This window comes from Cellulomonas endometrii (assembly GCF_949769265.1).
GTDB lineage: Bacteria > Actinomycetota > Actinomycetes > Actinomycetales > Cellulomonadaceae > Cellulomonas > Cellulomonas endometrii.
This window is the reverse complement of record NZ_CATKPC010000019.1, coordinates 59,884-75,670: the sequence shown is the minus strand read 5'-3', so window position 1 is coordinate 75,670 and position 15,787 is coordinate 59,884. Positions and strand designations below refer to the sequence as shown.

Here is a 15,787-nt window from a genome sequence, read left to right as displayed (position 1 = left end):
GCGCGACGCCGCGCCAGCGGTCGCCGCGGGCCCGGACGGTCACGGTGCGCACGCCGGCGGCGGCGTCGGCGTCGCCGTCGAGGTCCGCCCCGGCCCCGCGCGGGCGCCGCAGCGCGACCTCCAGGCGGTCGTCGGCGAGCGACTCCACGAGCCCCTCGCCCCACTCGACGACGGTGACGGCCTCGTCCAGGGAGGCGTCGAGGTCCAGGGCGTCGACCTCGTCGAGGGAGCCCAGCCGGTACGCGTCGACGTGCACGAGCGTCGGTCCGGTGGCGCCGTCCGGCCGGGGCAGCGGCGGGTGCACCCGGGCGATGACGAACGTCGGGGACGCCACCGCGCCCCGCACGTGCAGGCCGGCGCCGATGCCCTGGGTGAGGGTCGTCTTGCCCGCCCCGAGGTCGCCCGTGAGCACCACGAGGTCGCCGGCGCGCAGCAGGCCCGCGAGCGCCGTGCCGAACGCCCGCGTCGCGTCCGCGTCGGCGAGCTCGACGGTCACCTCGGCGACCACCCCGGACCCCTGCTCGCCCGCCCGCTGCTCCCCGGCCTGCTGCTGCCCGACCTGCCCGCTCACGACACCTCCTCCGCGACGCGCACGGCGTCGCCCACGGGCACCTCGTGCCCACCGTCCACGTACACCCGGGGCACCCGCGCCCCGAGCCGGGTGACGATCTCGTAGCTGATCGTCCCCGCGGCGTCCGCCCAGTCCTGCGCGGTCGGCCCGCCGTCCTGACCGTTCCCGAACAGCACCACGCGGTCGCCCGCGACCTCGGCCGCCCCGGGACCCAGGTCCACCATGACCTGGTCCATGCACACCCGCCCGGCGATCGCGAGCCGCCGGCCGGCGACCCCGAGCGGCGCGCCCGGCGCGCCGTCGACCCCGGAGGCGTGCCGCGGCACCCCGTCCGCGTAGCCGAGCGGCACGACGCCGACCCGCGTGTCCCGCGGCGTCACATAGTGGTGCCCGTACGACATCCCGTGGCCGGCGGGCAGCTCCTTCACCGTGGCGAGCTCCGCCTCGACCGTCATGGCCGGCACCAGCCCGAACCGCTCCGGGCCCCCGAGCTGCGGCACCGGCGTGAGCCCGTACAGCGCGATGCCGGGGCGCACCAGGTCGAGGTGGAGCTCCGGGTCGGTGAGCGTGGAGGCCGAGGCCGCGATGTGCCGGACCTCGAACCGGGCACCCCGGGTCTCCGCGTCGGCGGCCGCGCGGCGCAGGACGTCGCCCTGGCGGTGCAGCGACGGGTGGCCCGGCTCGTCGGCGAACGCCAGGTGCGACCAGATGCCCACCAGCCGGACGGCGCCCTCCGCCTCCAGCCGCAGCGCCTCGTCCAGCACCGCGGGCAGCTCGGCGGGCGTCATCCCGTTGCGGCCCAGGCCGGTGTCGACCTTGACGTGGATCCGCGCGGTCCGGCCCGTCGCCCGGGCGGCCGCGGCCACCTCCTGCAGGGCCCACGGCGCCGCCACCGACAGGTCGACGTCGGCGGCCACGGCCTGCGCCAGCGGCGCGCCCGGCGCGTACAGCCACGTCAGCACGCGGGCCGTGACCCCGCCGGCCCGCAGGCGCAGCGCCTCGGACACCTGCGCGACGCCGAGCCAGGTCGCCCCGCCCTCGACGGCCGCCCGGGCCACCGGGAGCAGCCCGTGCCCGTACGCGTCGGCCTTCACGACGGCCATCACCTGCGACGAGGGTGCGAGGTCGCCCAGCGCCCGCGCGTTCGCACGCACGGCGCCGAGGTCCACGACCGCCCGCGCGGGAAACTCGCTCACTCCCCCAGTCTCCCACCGCCGCCCGGGTGCACCGCGCACCGGCACCCCGGCCACCCCGGCCACCCCGGCCACCGCCCAGAGTGGAAGGTTCGGACGGACACGCCGCCGGCGCGTCGGTCGTGACGTTCCACCCGGCCGGTGCGCCCGGGCGCCTCAGCCGCGCAGGAGGTCCGCGACGGTCGCCGGCAGCGCGTGCGCCAGCGCGAGCGCCGACACGGGCCCCCCGGGCACCGCGACCCCCGCGGCGCGCCCGCGCACGAGCGCCGCGGCGGCCGCGAGCGCGGCGGCGAGCGGCGGGTTCTCCACCACCTCGGCGGCCCGGGCGCCGGGAAGGGCAGGGCCCCGAGCACGCCGGCCAGCACGTCCCCGGAGCCGGCCGTCGCGAGCCACCCGGGCGCGTCGGCCTGGGCGTAGACGGCGCCGCCGGCGCCCACGACGACGGTGGTGCTGCCCTTGAGCAGCACGGTGGCCCCGGTGAGCTCGTGGGCGCGGCGTGCCCAGCGCAGCGGCTCGGCCTCGACGCCGGCCCGCTCGACCGGCTCCCCGAGGCGGCCGAGCAGGGTCGCGAGCTCCCCGGCGTGGGGTGTCAGCACGCACCAGGGGGCGAGGTCCCGCGGGGCGACCGCGAGCGCCCCCGCGTCGAGCACCGCGGGCAGGCCGGTGCCGAGCGCCTCGTCGATCCCGCGCCGCACCCGCTTGGCCTGCTTGGCGTGGCCCGGGTCGACGCCGGGGCCGAGCAGCCACGCCTGGACGCGGCCCTTCCCCGCGACGACCTCCGGCCGGGCGGCGAGCACGGGACCGGCGACCTCGGCCGGGCCGACGTACCGCACCATGCCGACGCCCGCGAGCACGGCGGCCGACACGGTGAGCACCGCGGCGCCCGGGTAGGCCGGCGTCCCGGCGACGACGCCGAGCACCCCGCGGCTGTACTTGTGGTCCTCCGGGCCGGGCACCGGCCACAGCGCGGCCACGTCCGCCGCCTCGAGCCGCGCGACGGCCGGGCGTTGGGGCAGCGGCAGGCCGAGGTCGACCACCTCGACCCGCCCGGCGCGGCGGGACGCCGGCGGCAGCAGCAGCCCGGGCTTCGCGCCGCCGAACGTCACGGTGAGCCCGGCCGGCAGCACCGGCCCCTCGGGGAGGGCGCCGTCGTCGACGCCGGTGCCGCTCGGCACGTCCACCGCCACGACGAGCGGCCGGTCCGGCGTCGCGGCCGCCGAGCCGGCGACCTCCTCCCCGGCCAGCAGGTCCGTCAGCAGCCCGGCGAGCAGCCCGGCCACCCCGCGCGGCACCCCCCGGCCGCCGATCCCCAGCAGCCCGTCGAGCACCACGTCCGCCGCGTACGCCTCCGCGACGGCGTCGCCGAGCCACACCGGCGCCAGTCCCGGGTCGTCGCCCTCCGGCAGCCCGGACGGGCCGGACTCGCCGGGGTCCACCGCCCGCACGGCCCGGCCGCCCGCACGGCGCAGCGCCGCCAGGCCCTCGGCGTGCGGGGCGCCGGTCGTGCACACCGCGAGCACCTGCACGCCGCGCCGGGCGAGGACGGCGCCCGCGTGCAGCGCGTCGCCCCCGTTGTTCCCCGCGCCGACGAGCGCCACGACGCTCGCCCCCCGCACTCGTCCGCGCCGCTCGGCGAGCTCGGCCGCGACCCGCGTCGCCAGGCCCCGCGCCGCCTGCTGCATGAGCGGGACCCCGCGCGCGAGCAGCGGCTGCTCGGCGGCCCGCACCTCGTCCGCCGTGTACCCCAGGATCATGGGCCCATCCTGGCCGAGAGCGCCGTGCGGCGCTCGGCCGTGACGGCGGTTACGTTCTGCCCATGCGATTCGGACTCTTCATCCCGCAGGGCTGGCGGCAGGACCTCACCGGCATCGAGCCGGCCGAGCACTGGGCCGTCATGAGCTCCCTGGCCCAGCACGCCGACGCCGGCGACGCGTACGACTCGATCTGGGTGTACGACCACTTCCACGCCGTGCCGCAGCCGAACGGCGAGGCGACGCACGAGGCCTGGAGCCTCATGAACGCCTACGCCGCCACGACGAGCCGCGTGAAGCTCGGGCAGATGTGCACCTGCATGGCCTACCGGAACCCCGCGTACCTGGCGAAGGTCGCCACCACCGCGGACGTCATCTCCGGCGGGCGCGTGCAGATGGGCATCGGCGCCGGGTGGTACGAGCACGAGTGGCGCGCCTACGGCTACGGCTTCCCCCGGGCCGGCGAGCGGATCGCCATGCTCGACGAGGGCGTGCAGATCATGAAGCAGCTGTGGACCAACGGCGTCGCGACGCTGGACGGGCAGCACTACCAGGTCGACGGCGCCCAGCTCGCGCCGCTCCCGCTGCAGGTCGACGGCCCGCCGCTGTGGATCGCCGGCGGCGGCGAGCGCAAGACGCTGCGGATCGCCGCGGAGCACGCGCAGTACACGAACTTCGACGGCACGCCCGAGGGCTTCGCCCACAAGTCCGAGGTGCTGCGCGGCCACTGCGCCGACATCGGCCGGGACTTCGGCGAGATCACGCGCTCCGCCAACTACAACGTCGTGATCGGCGAGACCGAGGCGGAGGTCGACGACCGCATCGCCTGGGTCGAGGAGCACTACGCCCGCACGGTCCCGGAGAAGGCGCCCGAGGTCGCCGAGGAGTTCCGCCACGGCACGCTGGTCGGCACCCCGGAGCAGCTCGTGGAGAAGCTCACGCACCTCCAGGGACTGGGCATGACCTACGCGATCACGTACTTCGCGGAGGCCGCGTACGACCGCTCCGGCATCGAGCTGTTCGAGCGCGAGGTCGTCCCCGCGCTGCGCTGACGCGCGTCGTCGCCGGGGCGGGCGCTCGAGCCGTCAGCCCGCCTCGGCGACGACCATCGCCGACGCGATGCCCGCGTCGTGCGACAGCGACAGGTGGAAGCGCGTCACGCCGAGCTCGGCGGCGCGGGCGGCGACGGTCCCGATCACCTCGACCACCGGCTGCTCCCCGCGCACGCGGCGCACCGTGGCGTCCTGCCAGGACATGCCCGCGGGCGCGCCCAGCGCCTTGGCGATCGCCTCCTTCGCGGCGAACCGCGCGGCCAGCGACGACGGGGGCAGGTCGCGCTCGTCCGGCGTGAACAGGCGCTCGCGCAGGGCGGGCACCCGCTCGACCGTCGCCATGAACCGCGCCACGTCGACCACGTCGATCCCGACGCCGACGATCACCGGGCGGTCACTCGACGGTGACGGACTTCGCGAGGTTCCGCGGCTGGTCCACGTCGAGGCCGCGGGCCGTCGCGAGCTCGCACGCGAAGATCTGCAGCGGCACGACGGACAGCAGCGGCGCGAGCAGCGTCGGGCTCTGCGGCACGTAGAACACCTCGTCCGCGTACGCGCGCACCGCCTCGTCGCCGTCCTCCGCGATCACCAGGGTGCGGGCGCCGCGGGCCCGGATCTCCTGGATGTTGGAGACGACCTTGGAGTGCAGCGAGTCCCGGCCGCGCGGGCTCGGCACGACGACGAACACCGGCTGCCCGGGCTCGATCAGCGCGATGGGCCCGTGCTTGAGCTCGCCGGCCGCGAAGCCCTCGGCGTGGATGTACGCGATCTCCTTGAGCTTGAGGGCGCCCTCCAGTGCCACGGGGAACCCGACGTGCCGGCCCAGGAACAGCACCGAGGAGGTGTCGGCCATCCACCGGGCGATCTCGCGCACGCGGCCGGCCCGGTCCAGGACCTCCTGGATCTTGCCGGGCATCGCCCGCAGGTCCTCGAGGATCTCGGCGATCTCGTCGGCGAACTTGTTGCCCCGCAGCTGCGCCAGGTACAGGCCCAGCAGGTACGCCGCGGTGATCTGGGCGAGGAACGCCTTGGTCGAGGCGACCGCGACCTCCGGCCCGGCGTGCGTGTAGAGCACGGCGTCGGACTCGCGCGGGATGGTCGACCCGTGGGTGTTGCAGATCGCCAGGACCTTGGCGCCCTGCTCGCGGGCGTGCCGCACCGCCATGAGCGTGTCCATCGTCTCGCCGGACTGCGAGATCGCGACGACCAGGGTCCGCTCGGTGAGGATCGGGTCGCGGTACCGGAACTCGTGCGCGAGCTCGACCTCGACCGGGATGCGGCACCAGTGCTCGATCGCGTACTTGGCGACGTGGCCCGAGTAGGCGGCCGTGCCGCAGGCGATGACGATGATCTTGTCGGCCGCGCGCAGCACGGACTCGTCGATCTTCATGTCGTCCAGCACGAGCCGCCCGTGGGTGTCGGTGCGGCCCAGCAGGGTGTCCTGCACGGCCTGCGGCTGGTCCGCGATCTCCTTCTCCATGAAGGAGCGGAACCCGCCCTTCTCGGCGGCCGCGGCGTCCCAGTCGATCGTGTACTCGCGGCCCTCGGCGGGGTTGCCGTCGAAGTCCGTGACGGTCACCGAGCGGGGCGTGATGACCACGACCTGGTCCTGCGCGAGCTCCAGGGCCCGGCGGGTCTCCGCGATGAACGCCGCGACGTCCGACCCGAGGTAGTTCGCGCCGTCGCCCAGCCCGACGACCAGCGGCGAGTCGTGCCGCGCGCCGACCACGGTGTCCGGGTGGTCCTCGTGCACGGCCAGCAGGGTGAACGTCCCGTGCAGGCGGCGCACGACCTGCCGCATCGCCTCGCCCAGGTCCTTGACCTCGGCGTAGGCGCGGGCGACCAGGTGCGCGACGACCTCCGTGTCGGTCTCCGAGAGCAGCACGGCGCCGTCGGCGACGAGCTCCTCCTTCAGGACGGCGAAGTTCTCGACGATCCCGTTGTGGATCAGCGCCACGCCGTCGGCGACGTGCGGGTGCGCGTTCACGTCGGTCGGGCCGCCGTGCGTGGCCCAGCGGGTGTGCCCGATGCCCGCGGTCGCCCCGGGCAGCGGCTCGGCGTCGAGCAGCGCGGTCAGGTTCGCGAGCTTGCCGGCCTTCTTCGCGGTCGCCAGGCCGCCCGCACCGGTCACCAGGGCGACGCCGGCCGAGTCGTACCCGCGGTACTCCAGGCGGCGCAGGCCCTCCATCACGACCCCGAGCGGCTGCCCGTCCGGCTGATGGTCACCGACATACCCGACGATTCCACACATGGGCGCGAGTCTAGCCGCGGGGACCGGCCGGGCGGCCGCGCCGTGACGCGGCGCACGTCGGACGGGCGCGGCCGCGCTGATCGGGCAGAATCGTCGGGTGCGCGCCACCGAGGTCCCCGTCCAGCCCTCGCCGTACGTGGAGCTCGACCGGGAGGCCTGGGTCCGGCTCTCGGAGTCGACGCCGCTCCCGCTGACCGACGAGGACGTCACCCGGCTCCGCGGTCTCGGCGACCCGATCGACCTCGCGGAGGTCGACGCGATCTACCGGCCGCTGTCGCGCCTGCTCGACCTGCACGTGACGGCGACCCGCCGGCTGCACGCGGCGGCGTCGACGTTCCTGCGGGAGGACACGCCCCGCACCCCGTTCGTCATCGGCGTCGCCGGGTCGGTCGCGGTCGGCAAGTCCACGACCGCGCGCCTGCTGCGCGAGCTGATGGCCCGCTGGCCCGCCACCCCCAACGTCGCGCTCATGACCACCGACGGCTTCCTCTACCCGAACGCCGAGCTCGAGCGCCGCGGGCTCATGGACCGCAAGGGCTTCCCCGAGTCCTACGACCGGCGGGCCCTGCTGCAGTTCGTCTCGCGCGTGAAGGCCGGGCACGCCGAGGTCCGCGCGCCGGTCTACGACCACGTCACCTACGACATCGTCCCGGGCGCGGAGGTCGTGGTCCGCAAGCCCGACGTGCTCATCGTCGAGGGCCTGAACGTGCTGCAGCCGGCGCCGTCCGCGGCGGGGACCTCCAGCACGTCGAACCTCGCGGTGAGCGACTTCTTCGACTTCTCGATCTACGTCGACGCGCGCACCCAGGACGTCCGGCAGTGGTACGTCGACCGGTTCCTGTCGCTGCGGTCCACGGCCTTCGCGAAGCCGGAGTCCTACTTCCACCGGTACGCCGCCCTCACGGACGACGAGGCGACGGCGCGCGCCGGGAGCATCTGGGACGCGATCAACGCCCCGAACCTGGTGCGGAACATCCTGCCGACGCGCAGCCGCGCCACGCTGGTGCTGACCAAGGGGACCGACCACTCGGTGCGCCGGGTGCGGCTGCGCAAGCTCTGAGCCGCGGGCGCGCGGGCGGGACCGCTCAGCCGGCCGTCGGCGAGGCCGTCGCGCGGGCGTCGACCAGCTCCACCGGGTAGTGCTCGACGTCCACGGCCTCGAGCGCCGCGAGCCCGTCCGCGACGGCGTCGGGCAGCGGCCCGCACCCGTCCGCCGGCAGCGCGACCCGCACCGCGGCGCCCAGCGCGTCGACGAGCCACAGGTCGGACCGCGGCGCGCCCTCGGCGCAGGCCCGGGCGGACGACGACGCCGCCGGGGTCGTGCCCGCGGAGAGCGCGTCGACCAGCGGAGCGACGTCCCCCTCCAGGCGGCGCGCGGTCACCGCGGCCCATCGGCCGGCGCCGTCGGTGAGCGTCTCCCCGGTGCTGCACAGCACCGCGGACACGGCGGTGAAGTCCACCGGGAGGGCGTCGGCCGCGGGGGCGTCGGGGTGCGCCGTGGCGCCCGCGTACGCGTCGCCGTCGAAGCCCAGCGCGGTCAGCACCTGCGGCGCCAGGCAGTCGGCGCCGGTCGGGAGGGCGGTCCGGGCGCCCGCACGCGAGCCGGCGTCGGCCGCGGCGGACGGGTCGGCGCCCACGGAGCAGCCGGCGAGCGCGCCCCCCGCCACGAGGAGGGCGGCGGTCCCGCCGACGAGCCGCGCGGCCGCGGTGCGGGGCCGGGAGGGCGCGCGGCGGTGCGGTGCTGCCATGCTGCTGCCCGCCCCTCGTCGCCCTCACGTCCCGGGACGCCAGGCGGGGCGTGGCCCGCACCTGGCGTCGTCAGGGGCGACTCCGTCGTGGCCCGGGTCGAGCGTAGGCGGGCCGCCGGACGAGGGGCCCCGCAGAGACCGGATCGTTAGCGAGCGACGGCGGATCGTTGCCGGGCCGTGACCCGGGACGTGACGCGGGGCGTGACGCCGGGCGCGCCCGACGTCAGGCGGCGGCCTTGCCCGCGCCGGGGACCGCCCCGGCCCGCACCCCGCCGGGCCCGGGCGCGCCCCCCGGGGGACGGGGCGCCCTCCCGCCACGGGGCGCCCGCCCGGGACCGGCAGCCCGCCCCGCGCGGGCGCTCCGACCCGGGGTGCCGGTGCCCCCTCCGCGCGGGCCGGTGCGGCGGCCGGGGTGCCCGCTCGCGCGGCCCCGTCCTCGTCGGCGTCGACCTGCTCGGACCGCTCGGCCTGCCCGGGCTCGCCGGCGCCGGCCTCGGGCGCCCTGGTGCGGCCGAACCGCGTCCAGCGGCGCAGCACCCAGTCGATGGCGATGCCGGCCGCGGTGCCGACGACCACCCCGGCGACGACGGCGATCACGGGGTGGTTCTCGAGCCACAGGCCCGCCCCGGCGCCGACCACCGTGCCGTAGAGCGCCCACGTCACCGCCGCGAGCGCGGTCAGCCCGACGAACCGCTTGCGCGGGTACCCGAGCGCGCCGGCCGTCATGTTGACCGCGACCCGCCCGACCGGGATGTACCGCGCCGCGAGGATGAACGACGACCCGCGGTGCGCCAGCGCGTGCTCCGCCCACGCCAGCGCCCTGCGGCCCCGGGGGGTGCGGAACAGGCGCAGGGCGTGCACGTCCACGCGGGAGCCGATCATGTAGGCGATCTGGTCGCCCGTGAACGCCCCGATCGCGCCGGCGAGGGCGATGAGGCCGAGGTTCGGCTCCCCGTGGGACACCGAGAGCGACGCGAGGCCGATGACCACGGACTCGCTGGGGATCGGGGGGAAGAAGCCGTCGATCGTCGCGAACAGCATGAGCGCCGGGTACACCCAGAGCGACTCGGCCAGCATCGGGACCCAGTCCTCGATGGCGCTGATCCAGTCCTGCAGCACGGTCATCAGCTCCTGGGTCGTGGTGGCCTCTCGGCGGTGGAGGCCTCGCCGTCCACGCTAGGTGGGCTCCGCGGGCCGCGACATGGGGGACACCCCCGAGTCCCCCCTGGTCCTCCCCCCATCGTGCCCGGCGCCCTCGCGGCCGGGCATCGCCCCCGGGGTCGACATCGGCCGCACGCGGGTCCCCCCTGCGACGGACACCCCTGGTCCTCGCAGCGTGGTCCGCGAGCGGGCCGCTGCCTCGACCCGTGACCCCAGTGCACCACGCACCACCGACACGGGTCACGGAGTTTCCCGGGCGGTCAGGGGTCGGTCGGGCGGCGGTCCGGCGACGATCGCGTGGCCGTCCGGTGACCGTCCCGTGGCCGGCGCGGCGGCCGGCTGCGTCAGTCGCCGAGCGGGAAGCCGAGCATCCGCGCGGCCTCGGCGGGGCGGGGCTCCGTCGCCCAGTGCGCCCCGATCTCGTCGGTCGCCGACAGCGAGCGCAGGTGCGCGCGGTCGAGGTACAGCGTGCCGTCCAGGTGGTCGGTCTCGTGCTGCACGATGCGGGCCGGCCAGCCCTGCAGCACCTCGTCGAGCGGCGTGCCCGACTCGTCGGCGCCGGTGAGCCGCAGCCGGCGCAGGCGCGGGACGACCGCCTGGTAGCCGACGACGCTGAGGCACCCCTCGTAGAACGCGACGCGCTCGGGCTGCTCGCCCGGGACCGGCTCGTAACGCGGGTTCACCAGCACGCGGAACGGCAGCGCGGGCCGCTCCCGGACCACGCCGGTCTCCGTCTCACCGGCCCCCGGGTCGGCGACGACGGCGAGCGCCAGCGGCAGGCCGACCTGCGGGGCGGCGAGCCCGACGCCCGGCGCGGCGTGCATCGTCGCGCGCAGGAGGGCCACCAGCCGGGCGAGCTCGTCGGCGTCGACCTGGCCGTCGAACGGCACCGCCCGCATCCGCAGGGCGGGGTGGCCGGCCTGCACGATCGGCACCGTCCCGGAGGGGTCTGCCGCGGCGGCGTCGAGCAGCCGCAGCACGTGCTCCCGCACGACCGCCGCGGGCCAGCGCGCCTCCGGGGCCGAGCCGGCCGCCGGGCTCACCGTCGCGTCGTCCACCGGCTCAGAGCGCCAGGCGGTCGCGGACCACGTCGGCGAGCTGCGCCGCCACGCGGTCGGCGTCGTCCTGCGTCGCGGCCTCGACCATGACCCGGACCAGCGGCTCGGTGCCCGAGGAGCGCAGCAGCACCCGGCCGGTCGACCCCAGCGCGGCCTGCGCGGCGCCCACGGCGGCGGACACGTGCTCGTCGGTGCCCGCGCGCGCCTTGTCGACGCCCGGGACGTTGACCAGCGTCTGCGGCAGGCGGCGGACCACGGCGGCCAGCTCGCTGAGCTTCTGGCCGGTGGCCGCCACCCGCGACGCGAGCTGCAGGGCCGTCAGCGTGCCGTCGCCGGTGGTGGCGTGGTCCGCGAGGATCACGTGCCCCGACTGCTCGCCGCCCAGGTTGTAGCCGTGCGCGCGCATGGCCTCCAGCACGTACCGGTCGCCGACGCCGGTCTCGACGGTGCGGACGCCGGCGGCCTGCATCGCGAGGCGCAGCCCGAGGTTGCTCATCACCGTGACGACGAGCGTGTCGTGCGCGAGGATCCCGCGCTCGCGCAGGTCCAGGGCCAGGACGCCCATGATCTGGTCGCCGTCCACCAGCGCGCCGGTGTGGTCGACCGCGAGGCAGCGGTCGGCGTCGCCGTCGAACGCCACGCCCAGGTCCGCACCCGACGCGACGACCGCCGCCTGCAGCTGCTCGGGGTGGGTGGAGCCGCAGTTCTCGTTGATGTTCCGGCCGTCGGGCGACGCGTTGATGACGACGACGTCCGCGCCCGCCTCGCGCAGCGCGAGCGGGCCGACCTCGCTGGCCGCGCCGTTCGCGCAGTCGACCGCGACGCGGAGGCCGGCCAGGTCGTGCCCGATGGTCGACACCAGGTGCTCGACGTACTGCTCGCCGGCGCGGCCCGTGTCCGAGCGGATCCGCCCGACGTCGGCGCCGACCGGGCGGGACCAGTCCTCCCGGAGCCGCTGCTCGATGGCGTCCTCGAGCTCGTCGTCGAGCTTGTGGCCGCCGCGCGCCAGGAACTTGATGCCGTTGTCCGGCATGGGGTTGTGCGACGCGGACAGCACGACGCCGAGGTCGACGTCCAGCGCGGCCGTGAGGTGCGCGACGGCGGGCGTCGGCAGCACGCCGACGTTCAGCACGTCCACGCCCGCGCTCGCCAGGCCGGCGGCCACGGCGGCGGACAGGAACTCGCCCGACGCGCGGGGGTCCCGGCCCACCACGGCCCGCGGACGGTGCCCGGCGAACTCGCCGCGCTGCCCGAGCACGTGCGCCGCCGCGACGGACAGGTCGAGCGCGACCTCCGCGGTGACGTCCCGGTTGGCCAGGCCCCGCACCCCGTCGGTGCCGAACAGTCGTCCCATGAGGACCCCTTCGTCGTGGGCCGCGTCCGCGACCCCCTGCATCGTGCCAGGGCGCGCGGCGTCGCGGCCCCGGTTCGCTGTCGTGCCGGTCGCCCGGCGGCGGGCACCGGAACGGCCGATGGCCCCGAGGGTCGGACCCTCGGGGCCATCGGCCGCGGTTGCTGATCGGTGGATCAGCGCTTCGAGTACTGCGGGGCCTTGCGGGCCTTCTTGAGACCGGCCTTCTTGCGCTCCACGACGCGGGGGTCGCGGGTCAGGAAGCCGGCCTTCTTGAGGGTCGCACGGTTGTGCTCCTCGTCGATCGCGTTCAGCGCGCGGGCGATGCCCAGGCGCAGCGCACCGGCCTGGCCGGAGACGCCGCCACCGTTGATGCGGGCGATGACGTCGAAGCGACCCTCGACGTCGACCAGCTTCAGCGGGTCGTTCACGAGCTGCTGGTGCACCTTGTTCGGGAAGTACTCCTCGAGGGTGCGGCCGTTGATCTTCCACTGGCCGGTGCCGGGCACCAGGCGCACGCGGGCGATGGCCTCCTTGCGGCGGCCCAGGGCCTGGCCGGGAGCCGTCAGGCTCTGCCCGCGGCCCGCGGGGGCGCTGCTCTCGGAGGTGTAGCTGCTGGGCGTCTCGCCGCCCTCAAGGTCGATGTCGACCGTGGTCTCGGCCACTGATGTGTCCTCGCGTCCTGTCTCGGTGTCCTCGCGGGCGTCAGCCCTGCGCGACCTGGGTGATCTCGAAGGGCTTCGGCTGCTGGGCGGCGTGCGGGTGCTCGGCACCCGCGTAGACCTTCAGCTTGGAGAGCTGCTGGCGGGCCAGGGAGGTCTTCGGGAGCATGCCACGCACGGCCTTCTCGATCGCACGCTCAGGGTGCTTCTCGAGGAGGTCGGTGTACGTGGTCGCCCGCAGGCCGCCCGGGTAGCCCGAGTGACGGTAGGCGAGCTTGGTCTCCCGCTTGTTGCCGGTCAGCGCGATCTTCTCCGCGTTGATGACGATGACGAAGTCACCGCCGTCGACGTGCGGGGCGAAGGTCGCCTTGTGCTTCCCGCGCAGCAGGGTCGCCACGTGAGTGGCCAGGCGGCCCAGGACGACGTCGGTCGCGTCGATGACGTACCAGGTCCGCTGGACGTCGCCGGGCTTCGGGGTGTACGTGCGCACGGTCGTTGCCTTCTCGTTGTCTCTGACTGTGTCCACGGCAATCCCGTAGAAGCCGGGGTCAGCCGATGAGTACCGTCGGTGCGTCGTCCATGGACCGGTGAATGGGAACGCACCGATCGACACGGACTCAACGCACAACGACTCACCAGGGTAGCCGCCGCCACCGCGCCCGGTCAAAGCGGCCGGATGGGGACCCGTGCGACGTCGGTCACGCGCGGCGCGGCCACGAGCGGCTCGTCAGCGCGCCCGCGCCACCCGCCCCGCGTCCCACACCGGCTCCGGGGTCTCCACCACGGCGCCGTCCTCGCCGAACACGAGGAACCGGTCGAACCCGCGCGCGAACCAGCGGTCGTGGGTCACGGCCAGCACGGTGCCCTCGAACGCCGCGAGCCCCGCCTCCAGGGCCTCCGCGGAGTGCAGGTCGAGGTTGTCGGTCGGCTCGTCGAGCAGCAGCAGGGTCGCGCCGCCGAGCTCGAGCAGCAGGATGTGGAACCGCGCCTGCTGCCCGCCGGACAGGGTGTCGTACCGCTGCTCCGCGGAGGCCACCAGCTCGTACCGGTCCAGGGCCTTGCTCGCGGGCTCCCGCCCCATGCCCGGCCGCCGCCCCTCCCCGCGGTGCAGGATCTCCAGCAGCGTCCGGCCCGCGAACGCCGCGTCCTGCGCGTGCTGCCGGTTCTGCGCGAAGAACCCGGGCACGACGCGCGAGCCCAGGCGGGCGACGCCGGAGTGCCGCACGGGGTCGATGGGCATCTCCCCCTCGGCGAGGGCCTGCTCGGGCTGGGGGTCGGTGCCGCCGGCGGCGAGCAGCCGCAGGAAGTGCGACTTCCCGGACCCGTTGGACCCGAGCACCGCGACGCGCTCGCCGAACCAGACCTCCAGGTCGAAGGGCTGCATGAGCCCGGTGAGCTCCAGGCCCTCGGCGACCACGGCGCGCTTCGCGGTGCGCCCGCCCCGCAGGCGCACCCGGACCTGCTGGTCCCGCGCGACCTCCTCCGGCGGGCCGGCCTCCTCGAACTTGCGCAGCCGGGTCTGGGCCGCGGAGTACCGCGACGCGAGGCCGTCGTTGAACGCGGCCTTGGTCTTGAGCGTCTGGACCAGGGTGATGAGCTTGGCGTGCTCCTCGTCCCAGCGGCGGGCGAGCTCCGCCAGCCGGTCGCGGCGCGCCTCCCGGGCCTCGGTGTAGGTGGTGAACGTGCCGCCGTGCACCCAGACGGTCGCCCCGGCGCGCGCGGGCTCCAGCGTCGCCACGTGCGTCGGCACCCGGGACAGCAGCTCGCGGTCGTGGCTGACCAGCAGGACGGTCTTGGGGCTGGCGAGCAGCCGCTCCTCGAGCCAGCGCTTGGTGGGCACGTCGAGCGCGTTGTCCGGCTCGTCGAGCAGCAGCACCTCCTGCGGGCCGCGCAGCAGCGCCTCCAGCACCAGGCGCTTCTGCTCGCCGCCGGACAGGGTGCGGACGCTGCGGTGCTGCGCCCGGTCGAACGGGATCGACAGCACGGCGTCGGTCACGCGGTCCCAGTCGGCCTCGACCTCGTAGCCGCCGACGTCGGCCCAGTCCGCGAGCGCCTGCGCGTACCGCATCTGGGACGGCTCGTCGTCGACCTCCATCATCCGCAGCTCGGACGCGGTGAGCTCGGCCGCCGCCGCGCCGACCGCGCCGGTCGCGAGCGAGGCGAGCAGGTCGCGCACGGAGCGGTCGTCGGCGATCCGTCCCACGTCCTGGCGCATGACGCCGAGCCCGCCGGTGCGCACGACCGCGCCCTCGTGCGGCTGCTCGTCGCCCGCGACGATGCGCAGCAGCGTCGACTTGCCGGCGCCGTTCGGCCCGACCAGGGCGGTGCGCTGCCCCTCACCCACCCGCAGGTCGATGCCCCCGAGGAGCGGCCGGCCGTCGGGGAGCACGTAGCGCACGTCGTGCACCTCGAGATGACCCATGCCCCGATGGTCCCAGCACCACGGCCCGGTCCCCAACCCGATATGCCTGCGGTGGCATCCTGCGGGAGCCGGTGCCACGCTCGGAGGCATGAGCGACACCCCAGCCACCAGCACCGACCCGGCCCTCGGCTCCGAGGGCGACGACAACCAGCTGCCCGGCGAGGACACGCTGTCCGACCGCGGTGTCGACCCCATGGACGAGGGGTTCACGCTGCCGGAGCGGGCCCGCCCCGCGGTGAGCCACTGGGGCGAGACCCCCTGGGAGGAGTCCCGCGGCGAGACGCTCGACCAGCGCGTCGCGCAGGAGGAGCCCGAGGTCTGGGAGGCCGACCCGGCACCGGACGCGGGCCGCGAGCCCGACCGCGCCGGCCGGCTGCTCGAGGACGACGACGCCGTGGAGTCCGGCGGCAACGACCAGTTCGCGGTGGACGCGGGCATCGACGGCGGTGCGGCGTCGGCCGAGGAGGCCGCCGTGCACGTGGTCGACGAGGAGCCGTGACGGCTCCTGCCTGAGCCGTCACGCCGAGGTCGGCAGTGCCCGGTCGAGGTCGGCAGGTCCGGGTGCCG

General features: G+C 76.0%; 15 protein-coding genes. 3 read left to right on the top strand and 12 right to left on the bottom strand.

The genetic code is table 11. The annotated features are described in order from the left end of the window. The 3 genes from tsaE to QNH85_RS16910 all read right to left on the bottom strand — a co-directional run. Nucleotides 1-508 (bottom strand): tRNA (adenosine(37)-N6)-threonylcarbamoyltransferase complex ATPase subunit type 1 TsaE (gene tsaE / locus QNH85_RS16920; RefSeq protein WP_282948283.1); only part of this gene is annotated, 508 nt, incomplete at its 3' end. A 59-nt stretch (nt 509-567) separates the two neighbouring features. Further along, nucleotides 568-1,767 (bottom strand): alanine racemase, encoded by a 1,200-nt coding sequence (alr, locus tag QNH85_RS16915; RefSeq protein ID WP_282948279.1) that lies wholly within the window; start codon nt 1,765-1,767, stop codon nt 568-570. Next, entirely contained in the window at nt 1,764-3,518 is a 1,755-nt protein-coding gene (locus QNH85_RS16910) for a bifunctional ADP-dependent NAD(P)H-hydrate dehydratase/NAD(P)H-hydrate epimerase (protein ID WP_346016336.1), read from the bottom strand. Before QNH85_RS16910 ends, alr begins: the two co-directional genes overlap by 4 nt. Before the next feature lie 62 nt (nt 3,519-3,580). On the opposite strand from QNH85_RS16910, the gene QNH85_RS16905 reads away from it, so the two are divergent. Then, a complete protein-coding gene (locus QNH85_RS16905; protein WP_213281407.1) occupies nt 3,581-4,567 on the top strand; it encodes an LLM class F420-dependent oxidoreductase in 987 nt (328 codons plus the stop codon). 33 nt (nt 4,568-4,600) lie between these two features. Here the strand turns inward: QNH85_RS16905 and QNH85_RS16900 are convergent, their stop codons facing one another. After that, nucleotides 4,601-4,954 carry a holo-ACP synthase gene (locus tag QNH85_RS16900; RefSeq protein WP_282948276.1) on the bottom strand — a complete coding sequence of 118 codons (354 nt, stop codon included), beginning with the start codon at nt 4,952-4,954 and terminating at the stop codon, nt 4,601-4,603. 7 nt (nt 4,955-4,961) lie between these two features. Further along, the gene (gene glmS, locus QNH85_RS16895; RefSeq protein ID WP_282948275.1) at nt 4,962-6,818 is read right to left on the bottom strand and encodes a glutamine--fructose-6-phosphate transaminase (isomerizing); all 1,857 of its coding nucleotides are present in this window, start codon (nt 6,816-6,818) and stop codon (nt 4,962-4,964) included. Between the two features lie 97 nt (nt 6,819-6,915). Here glmS and coaA point away from each other — a divergent pair, with 97 nt between their 5' ends. Continuing rightward, nucleotides 6,916-7,878, top strand: a complete 963-nt coding sequence (coaA, locus tag QNH85_RS16890) for a type I pantothenate kinase (RefSeq protein ID WP_282948273.1) — start codon at nt 6,916-6,918, stop codon at nt 7,876-7,878. Between the two features lie 25 nt (nt 7,879-7,903). On the opposite strand, the gene QNH85_RS16885 is transcribed toward coaA, so the two are convergent. From QNH85_RS16885 to QNH85_RS16855, 7 genes are all read right to left on the bottom strand, one after another. Then, a complete protein-coding gene (locus QNH85_RS16885; protein WP_282948271.1) occupies nt 7,904-8,566 on the bottom strand; it encodes a hypothetical protein in 663 nt (220 codons plus the stop codon). 24 nt (nt 8,567-8,590) lie between these two features. Then, complete coding sequence (locus QNH85_RS16880) at nt 8,591-9,691, bottom strand: DedA family protein (RefSeq protein ID WP_282948269.1); 1,101 nt, start codon at nt 9,689-9,691, stop codon at nt 8,591-8,593. A 380-nt stretch (nt 9,692-10,071) separates the two neighbouring features. Further along, nucleotides 10,072-10,770: a peptide deformylase gene (locus QNH85_RS16875; protein WP_282948267.1), complete on the bottom strand. Its 699-nt coding sequence runs from the start codon at nt 10,768-10,770 to the stop codon at nt 10,072-10,074. A gap of 19 nt (nt 10,771-10,789) precedes the next feature. After that, nucleotides 10,790-12,139 carry a phosphoglucosamine mutase gene (gene glmM, locus QNH85_RS16870; RefSeq protein WP_213281401.1) on the bottom strand — a complete coding sequence of 450 codons (1,350 nt, stop codon included), beginning with the start codon at nt 12,137-12,139 and terminating at the stop codon, nt 10,790-10,792. 173 nt (nt 12,140-12,312) lie between these two features. Next, nucleotides 12,313-12,801, bottom strand: coding sequence for a 30S ribosomal protein S9 (rpsI, locus tag QNH85_RS16865; protein WP_213281400.1), 489 nt, complete (start codon nt 12,799-12,801; stop codon nt 12,313-12,315). A gap of 40 nt (nt 12,802-12,841) precedes the next feature. Further along, nucleotides 12,842-13,288, bottom strand: a complete 447-nt coding sequence (gene rplM / locus QNH85_RS16860; RefSeq protein ID WP_213281413.1) for a 50S ribosomal protein L13 — start codon at nt 13,286-13,288, stop codon at nt 12,842-12,844. A 237-nt stretch (nt 13,289-13,525) separates the two neighbouring features. Further along, nucleotides 13,526-15,220: an ABC-F family ATP-binding cassette domain-containing protein gene (locus tag QNH85_RS16855; protein ID WP_282948264.1), complete on the bottom strand. Its 1,695-nt coding sequence runs from the start codon at nt 15,218-15,220 to the stop codon at nt 13,526-13,528. An 88-nt stretch (nt 15,221-15,308) separates the two neighbouring features. On the opposite strand from QNH85_RS16855, the gene QNH85_RS16850 reads away from it, so the two are divergent. Then, a complete protein-coding gene (locus QNH85_RS16850; protein ID WP_282948262.1) occupies nt 15,309-15,719 on the top strand; it encodes a DUF5709 domain-containing protein in 411 nt (136 codons plus the stop codon). Nucleotides 15,720-15,787 lie beyond the last annotated feature (68 nt).